This is a genomic window from Shinella zoogloeoides, from assembly GCF_022682305.1.
Classification (GTDB): Bacteria; Pseudomonadota; Alphaproteobacteria; order Rhizobiales; family Rhizobiaceae; genus Shinella; species Shinella zoogloeoides_B.
This window is the reverse complement of sequence record NZ_CP093528.1, coordinates 713,374-733,844: the sequence shown is the minus strand read 5'-3', so window position 1 is coordinate 733,844 and position 20,471 is coordinate 713,374. Positions and strand designations below refer to the sequence as shown.

Here is a 20,471-nt window from a genome sequence, read left to right as displayed (position 1 = left end):
GACTTATCCCCAATGTATCGCGTTCAGCTCCCGGCATAGCCGGAAACGCATGTCTTTCAAAGTTTGTTCGCGTCGTCCGTCTTCCCATCCGCAGCCGAAGCCACCGGCTTCGACGCCTCATGCGGATAGAAGGTGTAGGACAGCGTGATCGTGTGGATGCCCTTCGTCTCGACCGGCTCGACGATCTCGGGATCGACGAAGAAGACGACGGGCATTTCCATTTCCTCGCCCGGCTTCAGCGTCGTTTCGGTGAAGCAGAAGCACTGGACCTTGTTGAAATAGGCGCCGGCGGCCTGCGGCGTGACGTTGAACGTCGCCTGGCCGGTCGTCGCCTTCGAGGCGTTGTTGCGCGCCTTGTAGTAGACCTGCACGGTCTCGCCGATCCTGATCTCGACCTCGCGCTGCACCGGCTCGAAGGTCCAGGGCAGGCCCGGGCCGACATTGGCGTCGAAGCGCACCTTGATCTTGCGGTCGAGGATGACGTCGGAGGCCTGCTCGACGCGCTGCGTCGTGCCGCCATAGCCGGTGACCTTGCAGAACATCTCATAGAGCGGCACGGCGGCATAGGCCATGCCGACCATGCCGATGACGAAGGCGCAGCAGATGGCGACGATGGCGCCGTTGCCAAGCCTGCTCTTCTCGGTCTTTCCGGTTCCGCTCATGCTCAGCCCGCCATTCCGCTGGAGAACTTGACGAGCGTGACGACGTAGAAGAGCACGACGAGACCGAGCAGCACCGCGCCGAGCGCGATGTTGCGGCCGCGGCGGGCCTTCTTCTGGCTGTCCGTGAGATTTACCGTTTCCATTACAGTACCCATCCGAATGATGCGATCAGGTGGTCGAGCATCAGCCCGGAGAAGATCGCGAACAGATAGACGATGGAGAAGGCGAAGAGCTTCTTGGCCGGCACCATCGCGCGGTCGCCCTCCGGCATGCGCAGCACACCGATGGAGTACCACACGAAGCCGAGGCCGAGCGCTGCGGCAAAGAGACCGTAACCGAGGCTCGCAAAGCCGAGGAAAGTCGGCACGACGGCGATGGCGGCGGTCAGCACAGCGTAAATGAGAATCTGCACCTTGGTGGTGGCTTCGCCGGAGACATTCGGCAGCATCGGCACGCCGACGGCGTCGTAGTCGCGCATCTTGAAGAGCGCGAGCGCCCAGAAATGCGCCGGGGTCCACAGGAAGGTGATGAGGAAGAGCACGACGCTCTCGATGGAGACGCCGCCGGTGACGCAGGCCCAGCCGATCATGGGCGGAAAAGCGCCGGCCGCGCCGCCGATGACGATGTTCTGCGGCGTCGAGCGCTTCAGCCACATCGTATAGACGACAGCGTAGAAGAAGATGGTGAAGGCGAGCAGGCCGGCGGCGAGCCAGTTGACCGCAAGGCCGAGGATCGCGACCGAGAAGGCGGAGAGCGTCAGGCCGAAGGCGAGCGCTTCTTCCGGGCGGATGCGGCCGGAGGGAATGGGACGCTTGGCGGTGCGGGTCATGACCGCATCGATATCGGCGTCGTACCACATGTTGAGGGCACCGGACGCGCCGGCGCCCACGGCGATACAGAGGATCGCGATGGCGCCGATGAACGGGTTGATCGTTCCGGGCGCGACGACGAGGCCGGCAAAAGCCGTGAAGACGACGAGCGACATGACGCGCGGCTTCAGAAGCTCGAAGAAATCACGCGGCGACGCTTCGGAGAGGTAGACCTCGCCGCCGCCCGGGATCGTTTCGTGATGCTCGATGACCGCCATGTTGTTTCCGTCGCGTTTGGCCGGGTTCGCCAGCCTTCCTAGAGTTCTATCCGGTTCAAATCGAACCGGATAGAACTCTGGATTTCTTTGTTTTCGTTTGCCTTTTCGGGAAAACCGATTCCCACTTTTCCCTGACAAACTCTAGAAGTGGAGCCGCCGTCGCCGGCGGCCCCGTATTCGATGATCTTACTTGATCTTCGGGAGCTGTTCCCACTGGTGGAACGGCGGCGGCGAAGAAAGCTGCCATTCCAGCGTGTTCGCACCCTCGCCCCACGGATTGTCGCCGGCGACGCGCTTCTTGGCGAAGGCTTCGAAGACGCCGAAGAGGAAGATCAGCACGCCAGCGGCCGAGATGTAGGAGCCGTAGGACGAAACCGCGTTCCAGCCGGCGAATGCATCCGGATAGTCGATGTAGCGGCGCGGCATGCCGGCGAGGCCCAGGAAGTGCTGCGGGAAGAAGATCAGGTTCACGCCGACGAACATGACCCAGAAGTGCAGCTTTCCGAGGAACTCGGAGTACATGTAGCCGGTCATCTTCGGGAACCAGTAGTACCAGGCAGCGAAGATGGCGAAGACGGCGCCAAGCGACAGAACGTAGTGGAAGTGGGCAACCACATAGTAGGTGTCATGCAGGGCGCGGTCGAGGCCGGCATTGGCGAGCTGAACGCCCGTGACGCCACCGACCGTGAACAGGAAGATGAAGCCGATCGCCCAGACCATCGGGGTCGTGAAGCGAATGGAGCCGCCCCACATCGTCGCGATCCACGAGAAGATCTTGATGCCCGTCGGGATGGCGATGACCATCGTGGCGAACACGAAGTAGCGCTGCGTGTCGAGCGACATGCCGACCGTGTACATGTGGTGCGCCCACACGACGAAGCCGACGGCGCCGATGGCGACCATGGCGTAGGCCATGCCGAGGTAGCCGAAGATCGGCTTCTTCGAGAAGGTGGACACGATGTGGCTGATGATGCCGAAGCCGGGCAGGATCAGGATGTACACTTCCGGGTGACCGAAGAACCAGAACAGGTGCTGGAAGAGGATCGGGTCACCGCCGTTTTCCGGCGCGAAGAAGGCCGTGCCGAAGTTGCGGTCGGTCAGCAGCATGGTGATGCCGCCAGCCAGAACCGGCAGCGAGAGCAGCAGAAGGAAGGCGGTGATCAGAACCGACCAGGCGAAGAGCGGCATCTTGTGCAGCGTCATGCCCGGAGCGCGCATGTTCAGGATCGTGGTGATGAAGTTGATCGCGCCGAGGATCGAGGATGCGCCGGCGATATGCAGGCCGAGGATCACGAAGTCCATGGCGGGGCCGGGCTGGCCCGAGGTCGAGAACGGCGGATAGACCGTCCAGCCACCGCCCGCGCCATAGGCGCCTGCCGGGCCTTCGACGAACATCGAAAGGAGCACGAGCAGGAAGGCCGGGATGATCAGCCAGAACGAGATGTTGTTCATGCGCGGGAACGCCATGTCCGGCGCGCCGATCATGATCGGAACCATCCAGTTGGCGAAGCCGCCGATGAGGGCCGGCATGACCATGAAGAAGATCATGATGAGCGCATGCGCCGTCGTGAAGACGTTGAACATGTGCTTGCCGCCGTCGATGGCGGCATCGCCCTCGAAGCCGTAGACCATCTGGGCGAGACCGTGGAAGATCTGGATGCCCGGCTCCTGCAGCTCCATGCGCATCACCACCGACAGCGTACCGCCGATGATGCCCGCACAGATCGCGAAGATGAGGTAGAGGGTGCCGATGTCCTTGTGGTTGGTCGACAGGAACCAACGCTGGAAGAAGGTGAGCGGCTTGTGTTCGTGGTGATCGTGGTGATCGCCGTGGGCAGCGGATGTTCCGGCCATGGTCTGACTCCCTAGGTATTACTGCGCGGCGTTCTGGGCGACGTCTACGGACTTAACCGCACCGTCGACCGACGCCATCAGGGCCTTGTTTGCATCGCCGAGATTGGTCGCGGCGGCGGCAAGCCAGGTATCGTACTTTTCCTGCGAGACAACGCGGATGGCGATCGGCATGAACGCATGGTCCTTGCCGCACAGCTCGGAACACTGACCGTAGAACAGGCCTTCGCGGTCGGCGCGGAACCAGGTCTCGTTCAGACGACCCGGAACGGCGTCGATCTTGATGCCGAAGGACGGCATGGCGAAAGCGTGGATCACGTCGGCGGCAGTGACGAGGAGGCGGACATGCTTGCCGACCGGCACGACGAGTTCGTTGTCGACGGTCAGGAGGCGCGGATAGACCGCCTTGTCTTCCTTGCCGGCGGCGGCGCGGTCAGCATCCTGCAGAAGCAGGCTGTCGAAGGAGAGCGGTGCCTCGCCGACCTGGTACTCATAGCCCCAGTACCACTGGAAGCCGGTGGCCTTGATCGTCAGTTCCGGCTCTTCGGTCGGCGCAAGCTGCTTGGTCAGAAGCTGGAAGGACGGGATGGCGAGAGCAAGGAGAATCAGGACCGGACCGAGCGTCCAGATGATTTCGATGAGGGTGTTGTGGCTGGTCTTGGACGGAACCGGGTTCGCGCGCTCGCGGAACCGCACGACGACGACGATCAGCAGGACGAGAACGAACAGGGTGACCGGTACGATGAACCAGAGTGTGTATTGCTCGAACCACCGGATTTCTTCCATGATCGAAGTCGCAGCGGGCTGGAGGCCCCTCTGCCACTCGACCGGCTGGTCGGCGAAGGCGGCCGAAGCAAAGAGCAGACAGCCGATGGCGGCCAGAACTGCAAAAGCTTTGTTTTTCACAACATGTCTCCCCAAGGCGTTTGATCGGGATCAAACAGATGCGCAGAATCCCTGCTATACTGAGTGCTTAAAATCATAGTTTCATGCTCGCCGCAACCGCCATGGGCCGCGCCCCGTGCGGCATTTTTGCGCAAACGCAAAGGCTGGGCGCGACTCCCCACAGTTTCTTCATAATTGCCTATAGCATGAAAGGTTTGGCCGCGGCGAGCCTCGCCGCCCCTGCCCTGCCGCCCGCATATGCCGCACGGTCCGCCGGCGCTTGCCACCGGCCCCTATTTATAATGTATCGCCGCATTCGGCCGGCGGTCCAATTTCCGCCTTCAATCAATCGGAAATGAGCGCCCGGGGCTTTTCATTTAGCCCCCGCCTATTCAAAGATATCGCGACTGATTCGAGATTCCGAGGTTTTCATGGGTTTTGCTTCCCTTTCCCGGCTGTCCCGGGCGGCACTCGGCGCCGCCGTTCTGGGACTCGGCGCCGCAGCGCTTCCGTCCCTCGCGGCGGCACAGCAGCCCGGCACGGTGAAATCCAACCACGGTGCATGGTCCATCGTCTGCGACCAGCCGGCTGGCGCGTCCGGCGAACAATGCGCCCTGATGCAGAACGTGCTCGCCGAGGACCGGCCGGAGCTGGGCCTTTCCGTCGTGGTGCTGAAGACCGCCGACCGCAAGGCCAAGATCCTGCGCGTGCTCGCCCCCCTCGGCGTGCTGCTGCCGAACGGCCTCGGCCTCAATGTCGACGGCAAGGATATCGGCCGCGCCTATTTCGTGCGCTGCTTCTCCGACGGCTGCTATGCCGAGGTCGTGCTCGAGGAAGAGCTTTTGAAGACCTTCCGCTCCGGCGCGACGGCCACCTTCATCGTCTTCCAGTCGCCCGAGGAAGGCATCGGCATCCCCGTCGATCTCAAGGGCTTCGGCGAAGGCTACGACGCGCTGCCGTAGGCGGATGCCCGGCGGGCTTGCCGCCCGCCGCCGGGGAACCTACATGTGCCCCGTAATCGAAACCCGCGGAGCCTGCCATGAACACCGACCTCCTCTCCCTCTTCGACGCCGACGAGGCGTCCGTTCAGGCTGTGCTGCGGGAGACGCTCAAGGGTGCGGATGACGGCGAGTTGTTCTTGGAACATGCGCAGGCCGAATCGCTTTCCTTCGACAACGGCCGCCTCAAGGGCGGCAGCTTCAACACCGACCAGGGCTTCGGCCTTCGCGCCGTGGCCGGAGAGGCCGTGGGCTACGCCCATTCCGGCGAGATGACGCTTGCGGCGCTGAAGCGCGCGGCGGATGCGGCAGGCGCGGTGACGCGTGGCCATGCCGGCGACTATGCCGACGCCCCCGTCGGCACCAACCGGCGGCTCTATGCCGAGGACAATCCGATCGGCGCGCCGACCTTCGAGGAGAAGGTGGCGCTCCTGACCGAGATCGACGCCTATCTGCGCGACAAGGACCCGAAGGTGCGTCAGGTGACGGCGTCCATCGCCGCGAGCTGGCAGGTCGTCAACATCCTGCGCGCCGACGGCCACCGCGTCACGGACGTGCGGCCGATGACGCGCGTCAACATCTCCGTCGTGGCCGGTGAAGGCGACCGGCAGGAGACCGGCAGCTACGGCGTCGGCGGACGCACCACCTTCGATGCCTTTCTGACCGGGGAAAGCTGGCGGGCGGGCGCCGACGAGGCGCTGCGCCAAGCGCTCGTCAATCTGGAAGCCGTCGAGGCGCCGGCGGGCACGCTGGACATCGTGCTCTCCAACGGCTGGCCCGGCGTCATGCTGCACGAGGCCGTCGGCCATGGCCTCGAAGGCGACTTCAACCGCAAGAAGACCTCGGCCTTCGCCGGCCTGATGGGCGAGCAGGTGGCGGCCAGGGGCGTCACCGTGGTCGACGACGGCACGATCGACAACCGCCGCGGCTCCATCACTGTCGATGACGAGGGCACGCCCTCGGCCTACAACGTGCTGATCGAGGACGGCCGGCTGGTCGGCTACATGCAGGATCGCCAGAACGCCCGCCTGATGGGCATGAAGGCGACCGGCAACGGCCGCCGCCAGGGCTACGCCCATCGCCCGATGCCGCGCATGACCAACACCTACATGCTCTCCGGCGACAGGACGCCGGAAGAAATCATCGCCTCGGTGAAGAACGGCCTCTATGCCGTCTCCTTCGGCGGCGGGCAGGTGGACATCACCTCCGGCAAGTTCGTCTTCGGCTGCACGGAAGCCTATCTCATCGAGAACGGCAAGGTCACGGCGCCGGTCAAGGGCGCCATGCTGATCGGCAACGGGCCGGACGCCATGCGCCGCGTCTCGATGATCGGCAACGACACGAAGCTCGACACGGGCATCGGCAATTGCGGCAAGGCCGGCCAGTGGGTGCCGGTCGGCGTCGGCCAGCCGCACCTGCGCATGGACCAGATCACCGTCGGCGGCACCAAGACCTGACCGCCCTTTCCACCTGCCACAGGAAAGCCGTCGTTAACGCCTCGGATACCATCCGGGTGCGATAACGCCGCAGGTAGAAATGCAGGAAGACGAAGACGACATGCCGATCCGCAGTGTCATGCGACAGGGGCTGAAGCGCGCTGTGATCACCGGCGGGCTGGAGTTCGCGCATCTGGCCGGGCGGGCCGGGCTGATGGCCTCGGCGCGCGGCATGGGCGCGATCTTCACGCTGCACCATGTACGGCCAAGGACGCCGCAGGCCTTCGATCCCAACGCACATCTGGAGATCACGCCGGAATTCCTGGAAGCGGCGATCGAACATCTGAAGGACGAGGGCTACCAGTTCGTGGCGCTGGCCGACATGCCGGCCCGCCTCGCCATCGCCCGCGCCGGCGAACGCTTCGCCGCCTTCACCCTCGACGACGGCTACCGCAACAACGCGGTGCATGCCCAGCCGGTCTTCACCCGCCATAAAGTGCCGTTCACCGTCTTCGTCGCGCCCGGCCTTGCCGGCAAGACGCACGGCATCTGGTGGGAGACGCTGACGGACCTCCTGCGCGCCGTCCCGCATCTTGAATTCGACTTCGGCTCCGGGCCGGTCATCCTGCCGCTCGCCACGCCCTTCCAGAAGCAGGCGGCCTATAACCGTTTCGCCCGCTTCATCCAGTCGGACATGGACGAGGCGACCGCCATCGAGCGCCTCGAAGCGGCGGCGAAGGCGCATGGCATCGATCCGCTGACGATCACCGAACGGCTCGTCATGCGCGAGCCGGAGCTGAAGAGCCTCGTGCTCAACCCCCTCGCCTCCATCGGCGGCCATACGGTGAGCCACCGCGCGCTCGCCCGCCTTTCCGACGAGGAGGCCCGCAGGGAGATGGATCAGTCGGCCGAGCGCATCGCCACCATTACCGGCCAGCGCCCGGAAACCTTCGCCTATCCCTACGGCGACACCGCCGCCGTCTCGCAGCGCGAACACCGACTCGCGAAAGAGCTGGGCTTCCGCGTCGCCGTGACCACGGAGCCGGGCACGATCCTGCCCCGCTCCTTCGACACCCCGACCGCCCTGCCCCGCATCTCGCTGAACGGGCTGTACCAGAAGCCGAAATATGTCGGCGCGCTCGCCTCGGGCATCCCCTTCCGGCTGATGCGGCGCTAGACGCTCACGGATACATCCGCACCTTCGTCCAGCCCCTGCCGTCTTCCGTGCGGCGGAATTCCACGCGGTCGTGCAGGCGGAAGGGGCGGTCGTGCCAGAATTCGATGGAGACGGGTTTCAGGCGGAAGCCGGACCAGTGGGCAGGGCGGGGGATCTCGCCGATGGCGTAGCGGGCCGTGTATTCGGCGACCGCCTTTTCCAGCGCGAAGCGGCTTTCCAGCGGCCGCGACTGTTTCGACGCCCAGGCGCCGATGCGGCTGCCGCGGGGACGCGAGGCGTAATATTCGTCGGCCTCCGCATCCGTGACGATCTCGATATCGCCGCGAATGCGCACCTGCCGGCGGAGCGACTTCCAGTGGAAGCACATCGCCGCCTTGCGGGCGCCAAGGATTTCCACGCCCTTGCGGCTCTCGAAATTCGTGTAGAACACGAAGCCCCGCTCGTCGAAACCCTTCAGGAGAACCATGCGCACATTGGGCAGCCCCGTCTCGTCGACGGTGGCGAGCGCCAGCGCGTTGGCGTCGTTCGGCTCGGACTTGCCGGCCTCCCCGAGCCAGGCGCCGAACAGGGCATAGGGTTCGTTTTCCTCGGTGAAGTCACCGCTTGTTAACGCATTCTCGCTCATATTTGAATCAATGCCGATCTATCTAGCTGTATGAGGCAGTCTGGGTGAAAGACATAACAAAGACGCGACCGGAGACAAAGCCAAACTGGACACGCGGCCTTGGGTTCCTCGCCGTCATGATGTCCGGCGTCGCGCTTTCCGGCTGCATGAGCGGTCTTGACCTGTTCTCCTCCGACAGCAACGTCGACACGACGGTGCGCACCAATACCGTGCCGAACGGCAATGCGGACCGCCTGACCGACGAGATCACGGTGCGCAACGCCGTGTCCTCGGCCGATCTCGTGCGGGCGGGGGGCAACCCCATTCCCTGGGCGAACTCCGCCTCGGGCAGCGCCGGCGTGATCAGCAGCATCGCGGAAAACCAGGACGCCGCAGGCCGCACCTGCCGGGATTTCGTGACCACGAAGCATTCCTACCAGGGCATCGCCAGCTTCACCGGACGCACCTGCATGGGCAATACCGGCGAATGGCTGCTGCTCGCCTTCGACCGACAGGGATGACCGTTTTTCGGGCGCGTTTGCACTTTCTCAACCCTGACCCGTAACCGCCGGTTAGGACGTTCATCGATACCATGGCCGGCGAAACGGAAACGGGTGGAAGTTATGCGTGATCCCTATGCGGTTCTCGGCGTGAAGAAAAGTGCAGGGCAGGAGGAGATCAAGGCCGCCTGGCGCTCGCTGGCGAAAGCCGTGCATCCTGACCAGAATCACGACGATCCGCTCGCGACCGTGCGCTTCACCGAGGCCGGCCGCGCCTACGATCTCCTGCGCGACCCGGACAAACGCAGCCGCTACGACCGCCAGCAGCGCGAGGCCGAGCTTCGCCGCATGGAGCAGATGCGCCGCCAGCAGGCCGAGCGCAAGGCAAGGACCGAGGCCCCGCGCATGTCCGGCGAGGACGCCGAGGACATGATCGCCCGCATCTTCGGCGTCGATTCGCGCGGCCAGCAGGCCGATGCAAAGCCGCAGGTCCGCCCCCAGCCTCAGGCTCAAGCTCAGGCCCAGGCGGGTGCCGCCGCCGCGCCCGCCCAGGATGCCCGCAAGGCCATCGAGGAACCGGCAGCCGACGAGACCGCGCCGGCCCGGGCCAGCGCGCCGGCCTCCGCGCTCATCTCCGCCATCATCCGCCGCATCCGCGGCGGCCGCGCCAGGGTCGAGAAGGCCCCGGACCTTGCGACCGAGATCACGGTGACGGTCGAGGACATCCTGAACCGGGTGCGGCCGACCATCGAAACGCCCGAGGGCCAGACGATCCGCGTGCCGATCGGCGCGGGCACGACCGACGGCCAGGTCATCCGCCTCAAGGAGGCGGGCTACCGCATCGAGAATCTCAAACGCGGCGACGCCGTCGTTACCGTGCGCGTCGCGCCCGGCCGCTTCCGCGTCGACGGCTTCGACCTCAAGGTCGATCTGCCGGTGACGATCGAGAATGCCGTGCTCGGCTGCGAGATGACGATCGAGGGACCGACCGGTCCCCTCCCCGTCACCGTCCCGGCCTGGTCCGGCTCGGACCAGACGATCCGCATCGAGGGTGAGGGCCTGACGAAGGAGACCGGCGAGCGCGGCGACCTGATCGCCGAAATCCGCCTTCTCCTGTGGGAAAAGCCGGACGCCAAGATGATCGACCTGATGCGCTCCCTGCGCGAAGGGCTTTATCTCTAATCGATTTTATGACGCCCGGGTGAAACATGCACCCATTGTTACGAATGCTAACAGTTCCTGAAGCTGCGCGCGCTTGAACCGCATTGCCGGCTATGCCATAGGCAATTCCGACTTGTTTCATGCAGTTCCGATTGCGGGGCCGTTTCCGGCCTTTGCGGAAGTGCTCTAGGTATCAGGGGGCAAACCATGGTTCAGGCATCCGGTCTGATGAAGGGCAAGCGCGGCGTCATCATGGGCGTCGCAAACAATCGTTCCATCGCCTGGGGCATTGCGAAAGCCATCCACGCGCAGGGCGGCGAGATCGCCTTCACCTATCAGGGCGAAGCGCTGAAGAAGCGCGTGGAGCCGCTGGCCGCCGAGATCGGCGCCGTGCTGGCCGGCGACTGCGACGTCTCCGACGAGGCTTCCATCGACGCGGTCTTCGACAATGTCGAGAAGATGTGGGGCAAGATCGACTTCATCGTGCACGCCATCGGCTTCTCCGACAAGGACGAGCTGACCGGCCGCTATGTCGACACCACGCCGGGCAACTTCGCCAAGACGATGCAGATTTCGGTCTATTCCTTCACGTCGGTCGCCCGGCGCGCGGAAAAGCTGATGACCGACGGCGGCGCCATGCTGACGCTGACCTATTACGGCGCGGAAAAGGTCATGCCGAACTACAACGTCATGGGCGTCGCCAAGGCCGCGCTCGAGGCGAGCGTGAAATACCTCGCCGTCGACCTCGGCCCGAAGAACATCCGCGTCAACGCCATCTCGGCCGGCCCGATCAAGACGCTCGCGGCCTCCGGCATCGGCGACTTCCGCTATATCCTCAAGTGGAACGAGTACAACGCGCCGCTGCGCCGTACCGTCACCATCGAGGAAGTGGGCGATGTCGGCCTCTACCTGCTGTCCGACCTGTCGCGCTCCGTCACCGGCGAGACGCACCATGCCGACAGCGGCTACCATGTCATCGGCATGAAGGCCGTCGACGCGCCGGACATCTCCGTCATCAAGGACTGACGAACTTCAGGGACCCGCCTTGCTCATCTACATGATCCGACACGGCCAGACCGCGTGGAATGCAGAGGGCAGGCTGCAGGGCCAGAAGGATATCCCGCTGAACGACACCGGCCGCCGCCAGGCGGCCGGCAACGGCCACGCCCTCAAGGGCGTGCTCGGCGACACGGTTTCCGGCTTCGATTTCGTGGCAAGCCCGCTCGGGCGCACGCGCGAGACGATGGAAATCCTGCGCCGCGCCATGGGCCTTCCTCCCCTTGCCTACCGCACCGACCCACGCCTCGTCGAAGTCTCCTTCGGCGACTGGGAAGGCCATACGCTCGCGGAACTCAAGGCGGAGACGCCCGAACGCGTGGAAGAGCGCGCCCAGGCCAAGTGGAACTTCATCCCGCCGGGCGAGGCCGCCGAAAGCTACGAGATTCTCTGCTGGCGTATCGGCTCGTTCCTTCGCGACACGACGCGCCCGACGGTCTGCGTCAGCCATGGCGGCGTGTTCCGCGCGGCCTTCCGGCTGAATGGCATGGACGAGGAAGAGGCGGCCAACACGCCGATCCACCAGGATCGTATCCTGCGGCTGGACGGAACCGGCATGCACTGGCTCTGAGAGATTTCTACTGGAGAACTTCGAGGTCGTTGATGACGCGCTTGCCATCGACTTCGGTATAGAAGACCAGCACCTTCACGCCCGGCTCCAGGCCTTCGAAGTTGAATTCCTCCGGCGCCTGATACTTTTTGCCGTCATCGAGCGAGAGGCTGAGATTGGTCGTGTCGACATTGGTGATCACGGCCTCGACATCCGCGCTTTCGGCGGAGGCGGCGAGCGGCGAAAGGAAGACAGCCGTGGCCATCAGTGCAGCGATGAGCAACCGCATCTTGCGAACCCCTGGGAATGAATCAGTCTTTTTGCTGGCCATGTCAGATGCCCCCCAAATATGGCGAAATTCGCCCGTCGCGCGATGAAGAGTGGAATGGATGGACGCAAAGCCCCCCTGAATCAAGGCATGGGCCGACATCATCCCCCGGATTGTCGCGCGCATGGCGGGGATCGGCGCCATAAGCACAAGTATTTCAGTCGCTTATAAATGCAATTTTAAGGAAGCACCCCGTACCGTTCCGCTACAACCGGGGACCTTCCTTCTTGTCCGTGCAAGCCGCAATACGCCGCCGTCTGGCGTCCTTCGCAGAATGGGCGCGACCGTCGCTGCTTCCAGCGACGATTGCCGGCTGCGTCATCCTCGCGGCCGGCGTGCTCTACGAGCGGCAGAACGAGAGCCTCTACCGCACGGAGCTGCAGGGCCACGTCTCGGGAGACCTCACGCTGGCCGCGGCCCGGCTGCAGAACGAGGTCAACGGCAATGTGGCGGCCCTGCGGAGCGTCGCCAACATGTTCGCGATGGCCCCGGACCAGGCCGCGCGGCAATTCGACACCTTCGCCCGCAAGCTCCTGTTGCAGAACGCCCATTTCCGCCGCATCGGCGTGGCGCCCGGCGGCAAGGTGAGCCAGGCCTTCCCCCGCAACGGCGACCGCCACATCGGCACCGATTTCAACCGCTTCCCTTCCTTCAAGCGCGCCGCACAGACCGACCGCTCGCGCGGGCGTCCCCTGATGTTCGGCCCGATCGAATTCGCCAAGGGCGGGCGCGGCTTCAACCTGTTCATGCCGGTCTTCACCAATGTCGACGCACGGCACTATTTCTGGGGCTATGTCGACGGGCTGATCGATGAGCGCAGGCTGTTCACCGATGCCGGCCTGATCGACCCCGACCACCGGCCCCAACACGGCACGCCGCAGCACATCGCCGATATCGAGATCGCCATCCGCGACGTCTCCGTACCGGACAATGTCGTCGACCCGTTCTTCGGCGAGGCGGCGGTTTTCGAGAACGAGCCGGTGATCCAGCTCCTCGATTTTCCCGGCGGGCGCTGGGAGATGGCCGCGGTGCCCACCCGGGGCTGGTATCATCCGCCTGAAAACCGCACGCAGATCCGCCTGATCGTGCTCGCCGCCGCGCTCGTCATCATCGTGCCCATCTTCCTGACCGGCGGTCTCGTCAACGAGCGCCAGCGCAACATCGCCCGCCTGCGCGCCCGCGAACGGCAGGTCCAGTCCCTGTCGCAGCGCCTCGACATCGCGCTCGACGCCTCCAAGATCGGCATCTGGGAGGTCGAGCTTGCGACCGGCACGCGCAACTGGGACAGCCAGATGCATCGCCTGCACGGCTTCCCGGAGGGCCAGACGCCGAACGACCAGCAATGGCGCTCCGTGCTGCATCCGGACGACGTCGCGGTCGCCAAGGCCGAGATGGACGTGATCCGCGCGGGCGGCAGCGATTACAAGTCGCAATATCGCATCCTCATGCCCGACGGGAGCTGGCACTATATCCGCAATGTCGGCTCGCGCCTGACCGGCCCGAACGGCGAGGAAAAGCTGACCGGCATAAGCTGGGACGTGACCGAGGACGTGATGCTCAACCAGGCGCTGACCAGCGCCAAGGAACATGCCGAGATACAGAACGCCGAGCTTGCCACGCTGACCCGGCGCCTCGACCTCGCGCTCGATTCCTACCAGTGCGGCCTCTGGGAGGCCGATCTCATCACCGGGGTGACGCTCTGGGACGAGCGCATGCACCAGCTCTACGGTCTTGCCTATTCGGACGGAATCGTCACGCGGGAGCGGTGGCTCGGGGCTATCCATCCGGAAGACCGGCCGACCATCATCGAGAATGTCGGACACTGCATAGAGCAGGACCTGCCCTATGTGCACGAGGCGCGGATCCTGCTGCCAACCGGAGAGGCCCGCCATGTGCGCTCCGTCGGCAAGATCCAGCACAGCCCGGACGGCGGCCGCAAGCTCATCGGCCTCGCCTTCGACGTGACCGGCGACGTGCTGCTCAAGGAACACCTGAAGACGGCGAAGGAGCAGGCGGACGCCAAGAATGCCGAGCTGGAGCAGGCCAAGGACCGCATCGAGCACAACGCGCTGCACGATCCGCTGACCGGGCTGGGCAACCGCCGCAAGCTCGACGACGAGCTGACGGGCATTGCCGAACGCAGCACCAGAACGCCGGCGCGGGTCGCCATCCTCCATATCGACCTCGACCGCTTCAAGCAGATCAACGACACGCTCGGCCACGCCGCCGGCGACGCGCTGCTGGTGCACGCCTCGCAGGTGCTGCGCGCCTCCACGCGCAAGGGCGACCTCGTGGCCCGCATCGGCGGCGACGAATTCGTCATCGTGGTGACGGACACCGCCGACCAGACCTATCTCGCGACCCTCGCCCGCCGTATCATCACGCAGATGCAGCAGCCCATCGAATATGAGGGGCACCTGTGCCGCTTCGGCGTCAGCATCGGCGTCGCGCTCGCCGAGGGCCTGTCGGTCGATACCGCGCGGCTACTCGTCAACGCCGACATCGCGCTCTACCGCGCCAAGGCGCAGGGGCGGAATCGGCACGAATTCTTCACCGAGGCGCTGCAGGCCGAGATCATCTCGAACAAGCGCATTGCCGACGACATCCTGGCCGGCATCGAGAACAACGAGTTCGTGCCTTACTACCAGCCGCAGGTCGAGGCCGGCACGCTGAGGCTCGCCGGCGCGGAGGCGCTGATCCGCTGGAACCATCCGCGCGACGGGCTGCTGACGCCCGACCGTTTCCTCAAGATCGCCGAAGACCTCAACGTCATGGCGACGCTCGACCGCATCGTGCTCGAAAAGGCGCTCATCGACTGCGCGCGCTGGGCGGCGCAAGGCCTGATCATGCCGAAGATCTCGGTCAACGTCTCCGCGCGGCGCCTTCGCGACGAGAGCCTGATCGACAGCCTCACCGGCCTTTCCATCCAGCCGGGCCAGGTGGCCTTCGAGCTGGTGGAATCGATCTTCCTCGACGAGAGCGACGACGTGGTTCTGGCCAATCTGGAGCACATCAAGGCGCTCGGCATCGATATCGAGATCGACGATTTCGGCACCGGCCACACCTCCATCGTCAGCCTGCTGAAGCTCAAGCCCAAGCGGCTGAAGATCGACCGCCAGCTCGTCGCGCCCATCCTCTCCTCGCACAACGAGCAGGCGCTGGTGCGCTCGATCATCGAGATCGGCCGCTCGCTCGGCATCGAGATCGTGGCGGAGGGCGTGGAGACGATGGAGCATGCCGACATGCTGCACCGGCTCGGCTGCGATCTCCTGCAAGGCTATGCCTTCGCCAGGCCGCTCTCGCGGGAGGCGTTCCTCGCCTTCGGGCGGGAGATGCGGTGGCAGATCGCTTCATAGCCGTCGAGCCTGCCCCTCATCCCCTGCCGGATAAGGGGCGATCTGCCGCATCGCGATATCGCAAGCGCGAATCCCTTGTCCCTTCCCGCATTTTTCCACTAATAGGGGACAAACTTTCCACCGGGTCCGGTTCCGCTCATGTCGCACAACACTTTCGGTCATCTTTTCCGCGTCACCACCTGGGGCGAAAGCCATGGGCCGGCGCTCGGCTGCGTGGTGGACGGCTGCCCGCCCGGCATCCGCTTCACGCTGCCCGAAATCCAGGCCTGGCTCGACAAGCGCAAGCCCGGCCAGTCGCGTTTCGTCACCCAGCGGCGCGAGGACGACCTTGTGAAAGTGCTCTCCGGCGTGATGCTGGACGAGGACGGCGAGACGATGATCACCACCGGCACGCCCGTCTCCATGCTGATCGAGAACACCGACCAGCGCTCCAAGGACTATGGCGAGATCGCCCGCCGCTATCGCCCGGGCCATGCCGACTATACCTATGACGTCAAATACGGCATCCGCGACTATCGCGGCGGCGGACGCTCCTCCGCCCGCGAGACGGCCGCGCGCGTCGCCGCCGGCGGGCTTGCCCGCAAGGTCGTGCCGGGGCTGACCGTCCGCGCCGCGCTGGTGCAGATCGGCAAGCACAAGATCGACCGCCGCAACTGGGACTGGGATACGGTGACCGACAATCCGTTCTTCGCGCCCGATCCCGCCATCGTGCCGGTCTGGGAAGAGTATCTCGACGGTATCCGCAAGGCCGGCTCCTCCATCGGCGCGGTCGTCGAGGTCGTCGCCGAGGGCGTGCCCGCCGGCATCGGCGCGCCGATCTACGGCAAGCTCGACCAGGACATCGCCTCGCTCCTCATGTCGATCAACGCCGTCAAGGGCGTGGAGATCGGCGAGGGCTTCGCCTCGGCCGAACTCACCGGCGAAGAGAACGCCGACGAGATGCGCATGGGCAACGACGGCAACCCGATCTTCCTGTCCAACCATGCGGGCGGCATCCTCGGCGGCATCTCCACCGGCCAGCCGGTGGTCGCGCGCTTCGCCATCAAGCCGACCTCCTCGATCCTCACCGAGCGCCGCTCCATCGATGCCGACGGCAACAATGTCGACGTGCGCACCAAGGGCCGGCACGATCCGTGCGTGGGCATCCGCGCCGTGCCGATCGGCGAGGCGATGGTCGCCTGCGCCATTGCCGACCACTATCTGCGAGATCGCGGCCAGACCGGCCGCTTGAAATAATTGGCCGCCTGAAAGAGGACCTTGCGATGAGCTATGACCAGAAACGCGTCGTTGACGCCATCCGCGCCTTCGAGGCCGGCGAGATCGTCGTCGTCATGGATGACGACGGCCGCGAGAACGAAGGGGACCTCATCGTCGCCGCCGTGCACTGCACGCCGGAAAAGATGGCCTTCATCGTGCGTCACACCTCCGGCATCGTCTGCACGCCCATGCCGCGCGAGGAAGCCAAGCGCCTCAACCTCAACGCCATGGTTGCGGAGAACGATTCGGCGCACACCACCGCCTTCACCGTCTCCGTCGACTTCAAGCACGGCACGACGACGGGCATTTCCGCCGACGACCGCACGCTGACGGTGCGCAACCTTGCGAACCCCAATGTCGGCCCGACGGATTTCGTCCGTCCCGGCCATATCTTCCCGCTCGTCGCCCGCGAGGGCGGGGTGCTGATGCGCTCCGGCCATACGGAAGCGGCCGTCGATCTCTGCAAGCTCGCCAGCCTGCCGCCGATCGGCGTGATCAGCGAGCTCGTCAACGACGACGGCACCGTGATGCGCGGCCCGCAGGTCGCCGCCTTCGCGGAAAAGAACGGCCTCAAGCAGGTCTCCGTCGCCGATCTCATCGCCTATCGCCAGCGCAAGGAAACGCTGATCGAGCAGGTCGGCAGCTTCGACATCGACACGCCCTACGGCAAGGCGAAGGCCCTCACCTACACGCTCCCCTGGGATCCGATGCAGCATCTCGCCGTCGTCTTCGGCGACATCCGCGACGGCGTCGACATTCCGGTGCGCCTGCATCTCGAAAATGTCGGCGGCGACGTCTTCGGCGCGGGCCGGCAGATCGACGGCATCATGAAGCGCATCGCCGAGCAAGGCCGCGGCGTTATCGTCTATCTGCGCGAGGGTTCGGTCGGCGTCGGCCAGTCCTCCACCGCCCGCAAGGCCATGCACGACCGCGAGGGTCACGACGAGGCGCAGGCGCGCGAAAGCGAATGGCTGGAAATCGGCCTCGGCGCACAGATCCTGAAGGACCTCGGCATCGCCTCGATCCGCCTGATGGCCTCGCGCGAGCGCCACTATGTCGGCCTCGAAGGCTTCGGCATCGAGATCAGCGCCACCGACCTCTGCTGAATTCCGGCCGCGCCGAATATCCCGCATCCGTGAAACGTCTCGCGGTTGCGGGATTTTTCTATCATGCTTTTTGGGGGGCGTGACGGCATGTGGGATTTCAGCATCGGCAGAACCATCGGCATCCTCGCACGGACGATGCCGTTCATCCTGACGCGCATGGCGATCTATTTCGTCATCACGCTCGCCTTCATCCTCGCCTCCGGCACCGGGGCCGGCATCGGCTACGGCGTCGGCTCGCTCAGCGACAGCCCGGAATCCTTCGCCATCTGGGGCGGCATCTTCGGCATGGGCTTCGTCGGCGTCGCGGTCTACTGGGCGCGCGAATGGCTGCTCTACATGGTCAAGGCCGCGCATATCGCCGTCATCGTCAAGCTGATCGACGGCGAGGCCCTGCCGGACGGGAAGGGACAGGTCGCCTATGGCCGCGAGGTCGTCGCCGCGCGCTTCGGCGAGGCGAATGCGCTCTTCGCGCTCGACCAGCTCATCAAGGGCGTGGTCGCCGTCATCACGGGGCTTATCGGCGGCATCGCCGCCTTCCTGCCGATCCCCGGCCTCGACGGCATCGCGCGCTTCGCCAACACCGTCATCCGCCTGTCGCTGACCTATGTCGACGAGATCATCCTCGGCTACAACATCCGCACGAACAGCGACAATGCCTGGGAAAGCGCGCGGCGCGGCCTCGTGCTCTACGCACAGAACGGCATGAAGATGGTGAAGAACGCCGTCTGGCTCTCCGTCTTCCTGTGGATCCTCTCCATCCTCGTCTTCGTGCTGGCGCTGGCGCCCGCCGCCGCGATCCTCTACGCCTTCCCCGGCGAGATCGCCGGCCTCAGCTTCGTCGTCGCCATCGTGTTCGCCTTGGCCTTCAAGGCCGCCGTGCTGGAGCCTTTCGCCATCGCTGCGCTGATGGCCGTCTATTTCGACACGATCCGCGGCCAGGTGCCGGACCCGGACTGGGACGCCAAGCTGACCGGGGCTTCGGACACATTCCGGTCGCTGACGGAAAATGCGCGCGGGGCTTTTGGCGGGCGGCCGGTGACGGCATAGCCGCCCCTCATCCCGCTGCCGCGACCTTCTCCCCGCAAGCGGGGAGAAGGGATTTGTGGCACTGTCCCATTCTAAAGCGCCGGCGCATTGTTTGGAAACCGGTTCGGCATATCCCTTCGCCCCGCTTGCGGGGAGAAGGTGCCGGCAGGCGGATGAGGGGCGCCTACGCCCCTTCCCCGCGCCACCCATCCAGATACCGCACCTCGTCCACCCCGGAAAACTTCGCCAGCCGCGAAAGTTCCGCCTCCAGCTTCTCCAGCCGTCCCGATGCAGCCCGCACCTTCGGCTCCCACCAGAGGCGCTTGACGTCGAGCGTGCCGTCCTTGCGGTCGGCCTTCATGTCGATGCGGCCGACGAGGCGGTCACCCTCCAGCAGCGGGAAGACGTAGTAGCCATATTGCCGCTTCGGTTCCGGCACGAAGACCTCGATGCGGTAGAAGTAGCCGAAGAGCCGTTCGGTGCGGTTGCGATCGCGGATCAGCGGATCGAAGGGCGAGAGCACCCGCAGCCGGTTCGGCGGCTCGGGCACATCGCCGAGGCAGGCCGGGAAATCGGCAAAGGCATGGGAGGCGCGCGGCTTGCCGCCGTCCGCAGGCTCGATCAGGACGGGGCGCAGTTCATCGCGATGGGCCTCCACCCAGGCTTTGGCCTCATCGGGCGAGACGAGAGCCCAGAAGGCGGCGATCTCGCCGTGAGTGGCGAAGCCGAGGCGCTCCAGCGCGCTGCGGCAGGCCCAGTCGACGAAGGCGTCGTGCTCCACCTCCTCCGCGTGATGGTGCGGCGGCAGCACGCGCTCCACGAGATCGTAGACCTTCTGGAAATTCTCCCGCCGGGCGATGGCGACCTTGCCGGTGCGCCAGAGATATTCCAGCGCCGTCTTGTTCGGGTGCCAGTTCCACCAGCCGCCGGACTTGTGGTCATCCGCCTTGAGATCGCGCGAGAGCACCGCGCCGCCCGAGACGATGCGCTGGTAGGTCTCCTCGAAGGCCGCCTCGAAGCCCGGCTCGCGCCATTTGCGCCAGCGCTCGATGATCGTCTCGTCCTCGCGGCGGAAGCGGTGCTTCCAGTAACGGAAGAAGGTGCTCGGGATGATCGAGGCGTCATGCGTCCAGTTCTCGAAAAGCTCCCCGTCCTTTTCCAGAAGGTCCGTCAGGTGCTCGCGCCGGTAAGTCTGGTTGCGCGAAAAGAGGATCTGGTGATGCGCCCGCTCGACGGTGGCGATGCTATCCACCTGCACGAAGCCGATATCGTGGATGAGCCGCAGCAGCCCTTCCTTGCCGAGGAGGCGGTCCGGGCGCGCGCCGAGGCCCTGCCGGGCGAGGAAGATACGCCGGGCCTCGGCGTTGGAGAGAAGAATCGTCATGGGGGATGATAGGCATACATTCTCGGTTTGTTCCATTCATTTTCTGC

Annotated in this window: 19 protein-coding genes; 11 read left to right on the top strand and 8 right to left on the bottom strand. The window is 65.1% G+C overall.

Features of this window, described 5'->3' with window-relative positions; all coding sequences use genetic code 11:
• Positions 1–56: 56 nt before the first annotated feature.
• The 5 genes from MOE34_RS03600 to coxB all read right to left on the bottom strand — a co-directional run bounded on the left by MOE34_RS03600 (position 57) and on the right by coxB (position 4,506).
• Positions 57–662 carry a cytochrome c oxidase assembly protein gene (locus MOE34_RS03600; protein WP_242221083.1) on the bottom strand — a complete coding sequence of 202 codons (606 nt, stop codon included), beginning with the start codon at positions 660–662 and terminating at the stop codon, positions 57–59.
• Between the two features lie 2 nt (positions 663–664).
• A complete protein-coding gene (locus tag MOE34_RS03595; protein ID WP_242221081.1) occupies positions 665–805 on the bottom strand; it encodes a hypothetical protein in 141 nt (46 codons plus the stop codon).
• Positions 805–1,749, bottom strand: coding sequence for a heme o synthase (locus MOE34_RS03590; protein WP_242221077.1), 945 nt, complete (start codon positions 1,747–1,749; stop codon positions 805–807). Before MOE34_RS03590 ends, MOE34_RS03595 begins: the two co-directional genes overlap by 1 nt.
• A gap of 186 nt (positions 1,750–1,935) precedes the next feature.
• Positions 1,936–3,603, bottom strand: a complete 1,668-nt coding sequence (gene ctaD, locus MOE34_RS03585; RefSeq protein WP_242221075.1) for a cytochrome c oxidase subunit I — start codon at positions 3,601–3,603, stop codon at positions 1,936–1,938.
• Between the two features lie 18 nt (positions 3,604–3,621).
• Positions 3,622–4,506, bottom strand: a complete 885-nt coding sequence (gene coxB, locus MOE34_RS03580; protein ID WP_242221074.1) for a cytochrome c oxidase subunit II — start codon at positions 4,504–4,506, stop codon at positions 3,622–3,624.
• 410 nt (positions 4,507–4,916) lie between these two features.
• Between coxB and MOE34_RS03575 the strand changes: the two genes are divergently transcribed.
• The 3 genes from MOE34_RS03575 (at position 4,917) to MOE34_RS03565 (ending at position 8,096) form a co-directional block, all read left to right on the top strand.
• On the top strand, positions 4,917–5,447 hold the full coding sequence (locus tag MOE34_RS03575; RefSeq protein ID WP_242221071.1) for an invasion associated locus B family protein: 531 nt from the start codon (positions 4,917–4,919) through the stop codon (positions 5,445–5,447).
• A 77-nt stretch (positions 5,448–5,524) separates the two neighbouring features.
• Positions 5,525–6,940, top strand: a complete 1,416-nt coding sequence (tldD, locus tag MOE34_RS03570; RefSeq protein ID WP_242221069.1) for a metalloprotease TldD — start codon at positions 5,525–5,527, stop codon at positions 6,938–6,940.
• Positions 6,941–7,019: 79 nt separating this feature from the next.
• Positions 7,020–8,096 carry a polysaccharide deacetylase family protein gene (locus MOE34_RS03565; protein ID WP_242221067.1) on the top strand — a complete coding sequence of 359 codons (1,077 nt, stop codon included), beginning with the start codon at positions 7,020–7,022 and terminating at the stop codon, positions 8,094–8,096.
• A gap of 4 nt (positions 8,097–8,100) precedes the next feature.
• On the opposite strand, the gene pdxH is transcribed toward MOE34_RS03565, so the two are convergent.
• Entirely contained in the window at positions 8,101–8,721 is a 621-nt protein-coding gene (gene pdxH / locus MOE34_RS03560) for a pyridoxamine 5'-phosphate oxidase (RefSeq protein ID WP_242221065.1), read from the bottom strand.
• A gap of 44 nt (positions 8,722–8,765) precedes the next feature.
• Here pdxH and MOE34_RS03555 point away from each other — a divergent pair, with 44 nt between their 5' ends.
• The 4 genes from MOE34_RS03555 to MOE34_RS03540 all read left to right on the top strand — a co-directional run bounded on the left by MOE34_RS03555 (position 8,766) and on the right by MOE34_RS03540 (position 11,988).
• Positions 8,766–9,221 (top strand): RT0821/Lpp0805 family surface protein, encoded by a 456-nt coding sequence (locus MOE34_RS03555; RefSeq protein ID WP_242221064.1) that lies wholly within the window; start codon positions 8,766–8,768, stop codon positions 9,219–9,221.
• A 102-nt stretch (positions 9,222–9,323) separates the two neighbouring features.
• The gene (locus MOE34_RS03550; protein WP_242221063.1) at positions 9,324–10,382 is read left to right on the top strand and encodes a DnaJ C-terminal domain-containing protein; all 1,059 of its coding nucleotides are present in this window, start codon (positions 9,324–9,326) and stop codon (positions 10,380–10,382) included.
• A gap of 186 nt (positions 10,383–10,568) precedes the next feature.
• On the top strand, positions 10,569–11,387 hold the full coding sequence (gene fabI / locus MOE34_RS03545; protein ID WP_160785467.1) for an enoyl-ACP reductase FabI: 819 nt from the start codon (positions 10,569–10,571) through the stop codon (positions 11,385–11,387).
• 19 nt (positions 11,388–11,406) lie between these two features.
• On the top strand, positions 11,407–11,988 hold the full coding sequence (locus MOE34_RS03540) for a histidine phosphatase family protein (protein WP_242221061.1): 582 nt from the start codon (positions 11,407–11,409) through the stop codon (positions 11,986–11,988).
• A 7-nt stretch (positions 11,989–11,995) separates the two neighbouring features.
• Here the strand turns inward: MOE34_RS03540 and MOE34_RS03535 are convergent, their stop codons facing one another.
• Positions 11,996–12,256: a DUF1344 domain-containing protein gene (locus tag MOE34_RS03535; RefSeq protein WP_160785465.1), complete on the bottom strand. Its 261-nt coding sequence runs from the start codon at positions 12,254–12,256 to the stop codon at positions 11,996–11,998.
• Between the two features lie 272 nt (positions 12,257–12,528).
• Between MOE34_RS03535 and MOE34_RS03530 the strand changes: the two genes are divergently transcribed.
• From MOE34_RS03530 to MOE34_RS03515, 4 genes are all read left to right on the top strand, one after another.
• Positions 12,529–15,651, top strand: a complete 3,123-nt coding sequence (locus tag MOE34_RS03530; protein WP_242223731.1) for a bifunctional diguanylate cyclase/phosphodiesterase — start codon at positions 12,529–12,531, stop codon at positions 15,649–15,651.
• Positions 15,652–15,789: 138 nt separating this feature from the next.
• The gene (gene aroC / locus MOE34_RS03525) at positions 15,790–16,887 is read left to right on the top strand and encodes a chorismate synthase (RefSeq protein WP_242221060.1); all 1,098 of its coding nucleotides are present in this window, start codon (positions 15,790–15,792) and stop codon (positions 16,885–16,887) included.
• 26 nt (positions 16,888–16,913) lie between these two features.
• Complete coding sequence (ribB, locus tag MOE34_RS03520; protein WP_242221058.1) at positions 16,914–18,014, top strand: 3,4-dihydroxy-2-butanone-4-phosphate synthase; 1,101 nt, start codon at positions 16,914–16,916, stop codon at positions 18,012–18,014.
• Between the two features lie 87 nt (positions 18,015–18,101).
• Positions 18,102–19,061, top strand: a complete 960-nt coding sequence (locus MOE34_RS03515) for a hypothetical protein (protein WP_242223730.1) — start codon at positions 18,102–18,104, stop codon at positions 19,059–19,061.
• Between the two features lie 163 nt (positions 19,062–19,224).
• On the opposite strand, the gene MOE34_RS03510 is transcribed toward MOE34_RS03515, so the two are convergent.
• Positions 19,225–20,424, bottom strand: coding sequence for a winged helix-turn-helix domain-containing protein (locus MOE34_RS03510; protein ID WP_242221056.1), 1,200 nt, complete (start codon positions 20,422–20,424; stop codon positions 19,225–19,227).
• Between the last annotated feature and the right edge of the window lie 47 nt (positions 20,425–20,471).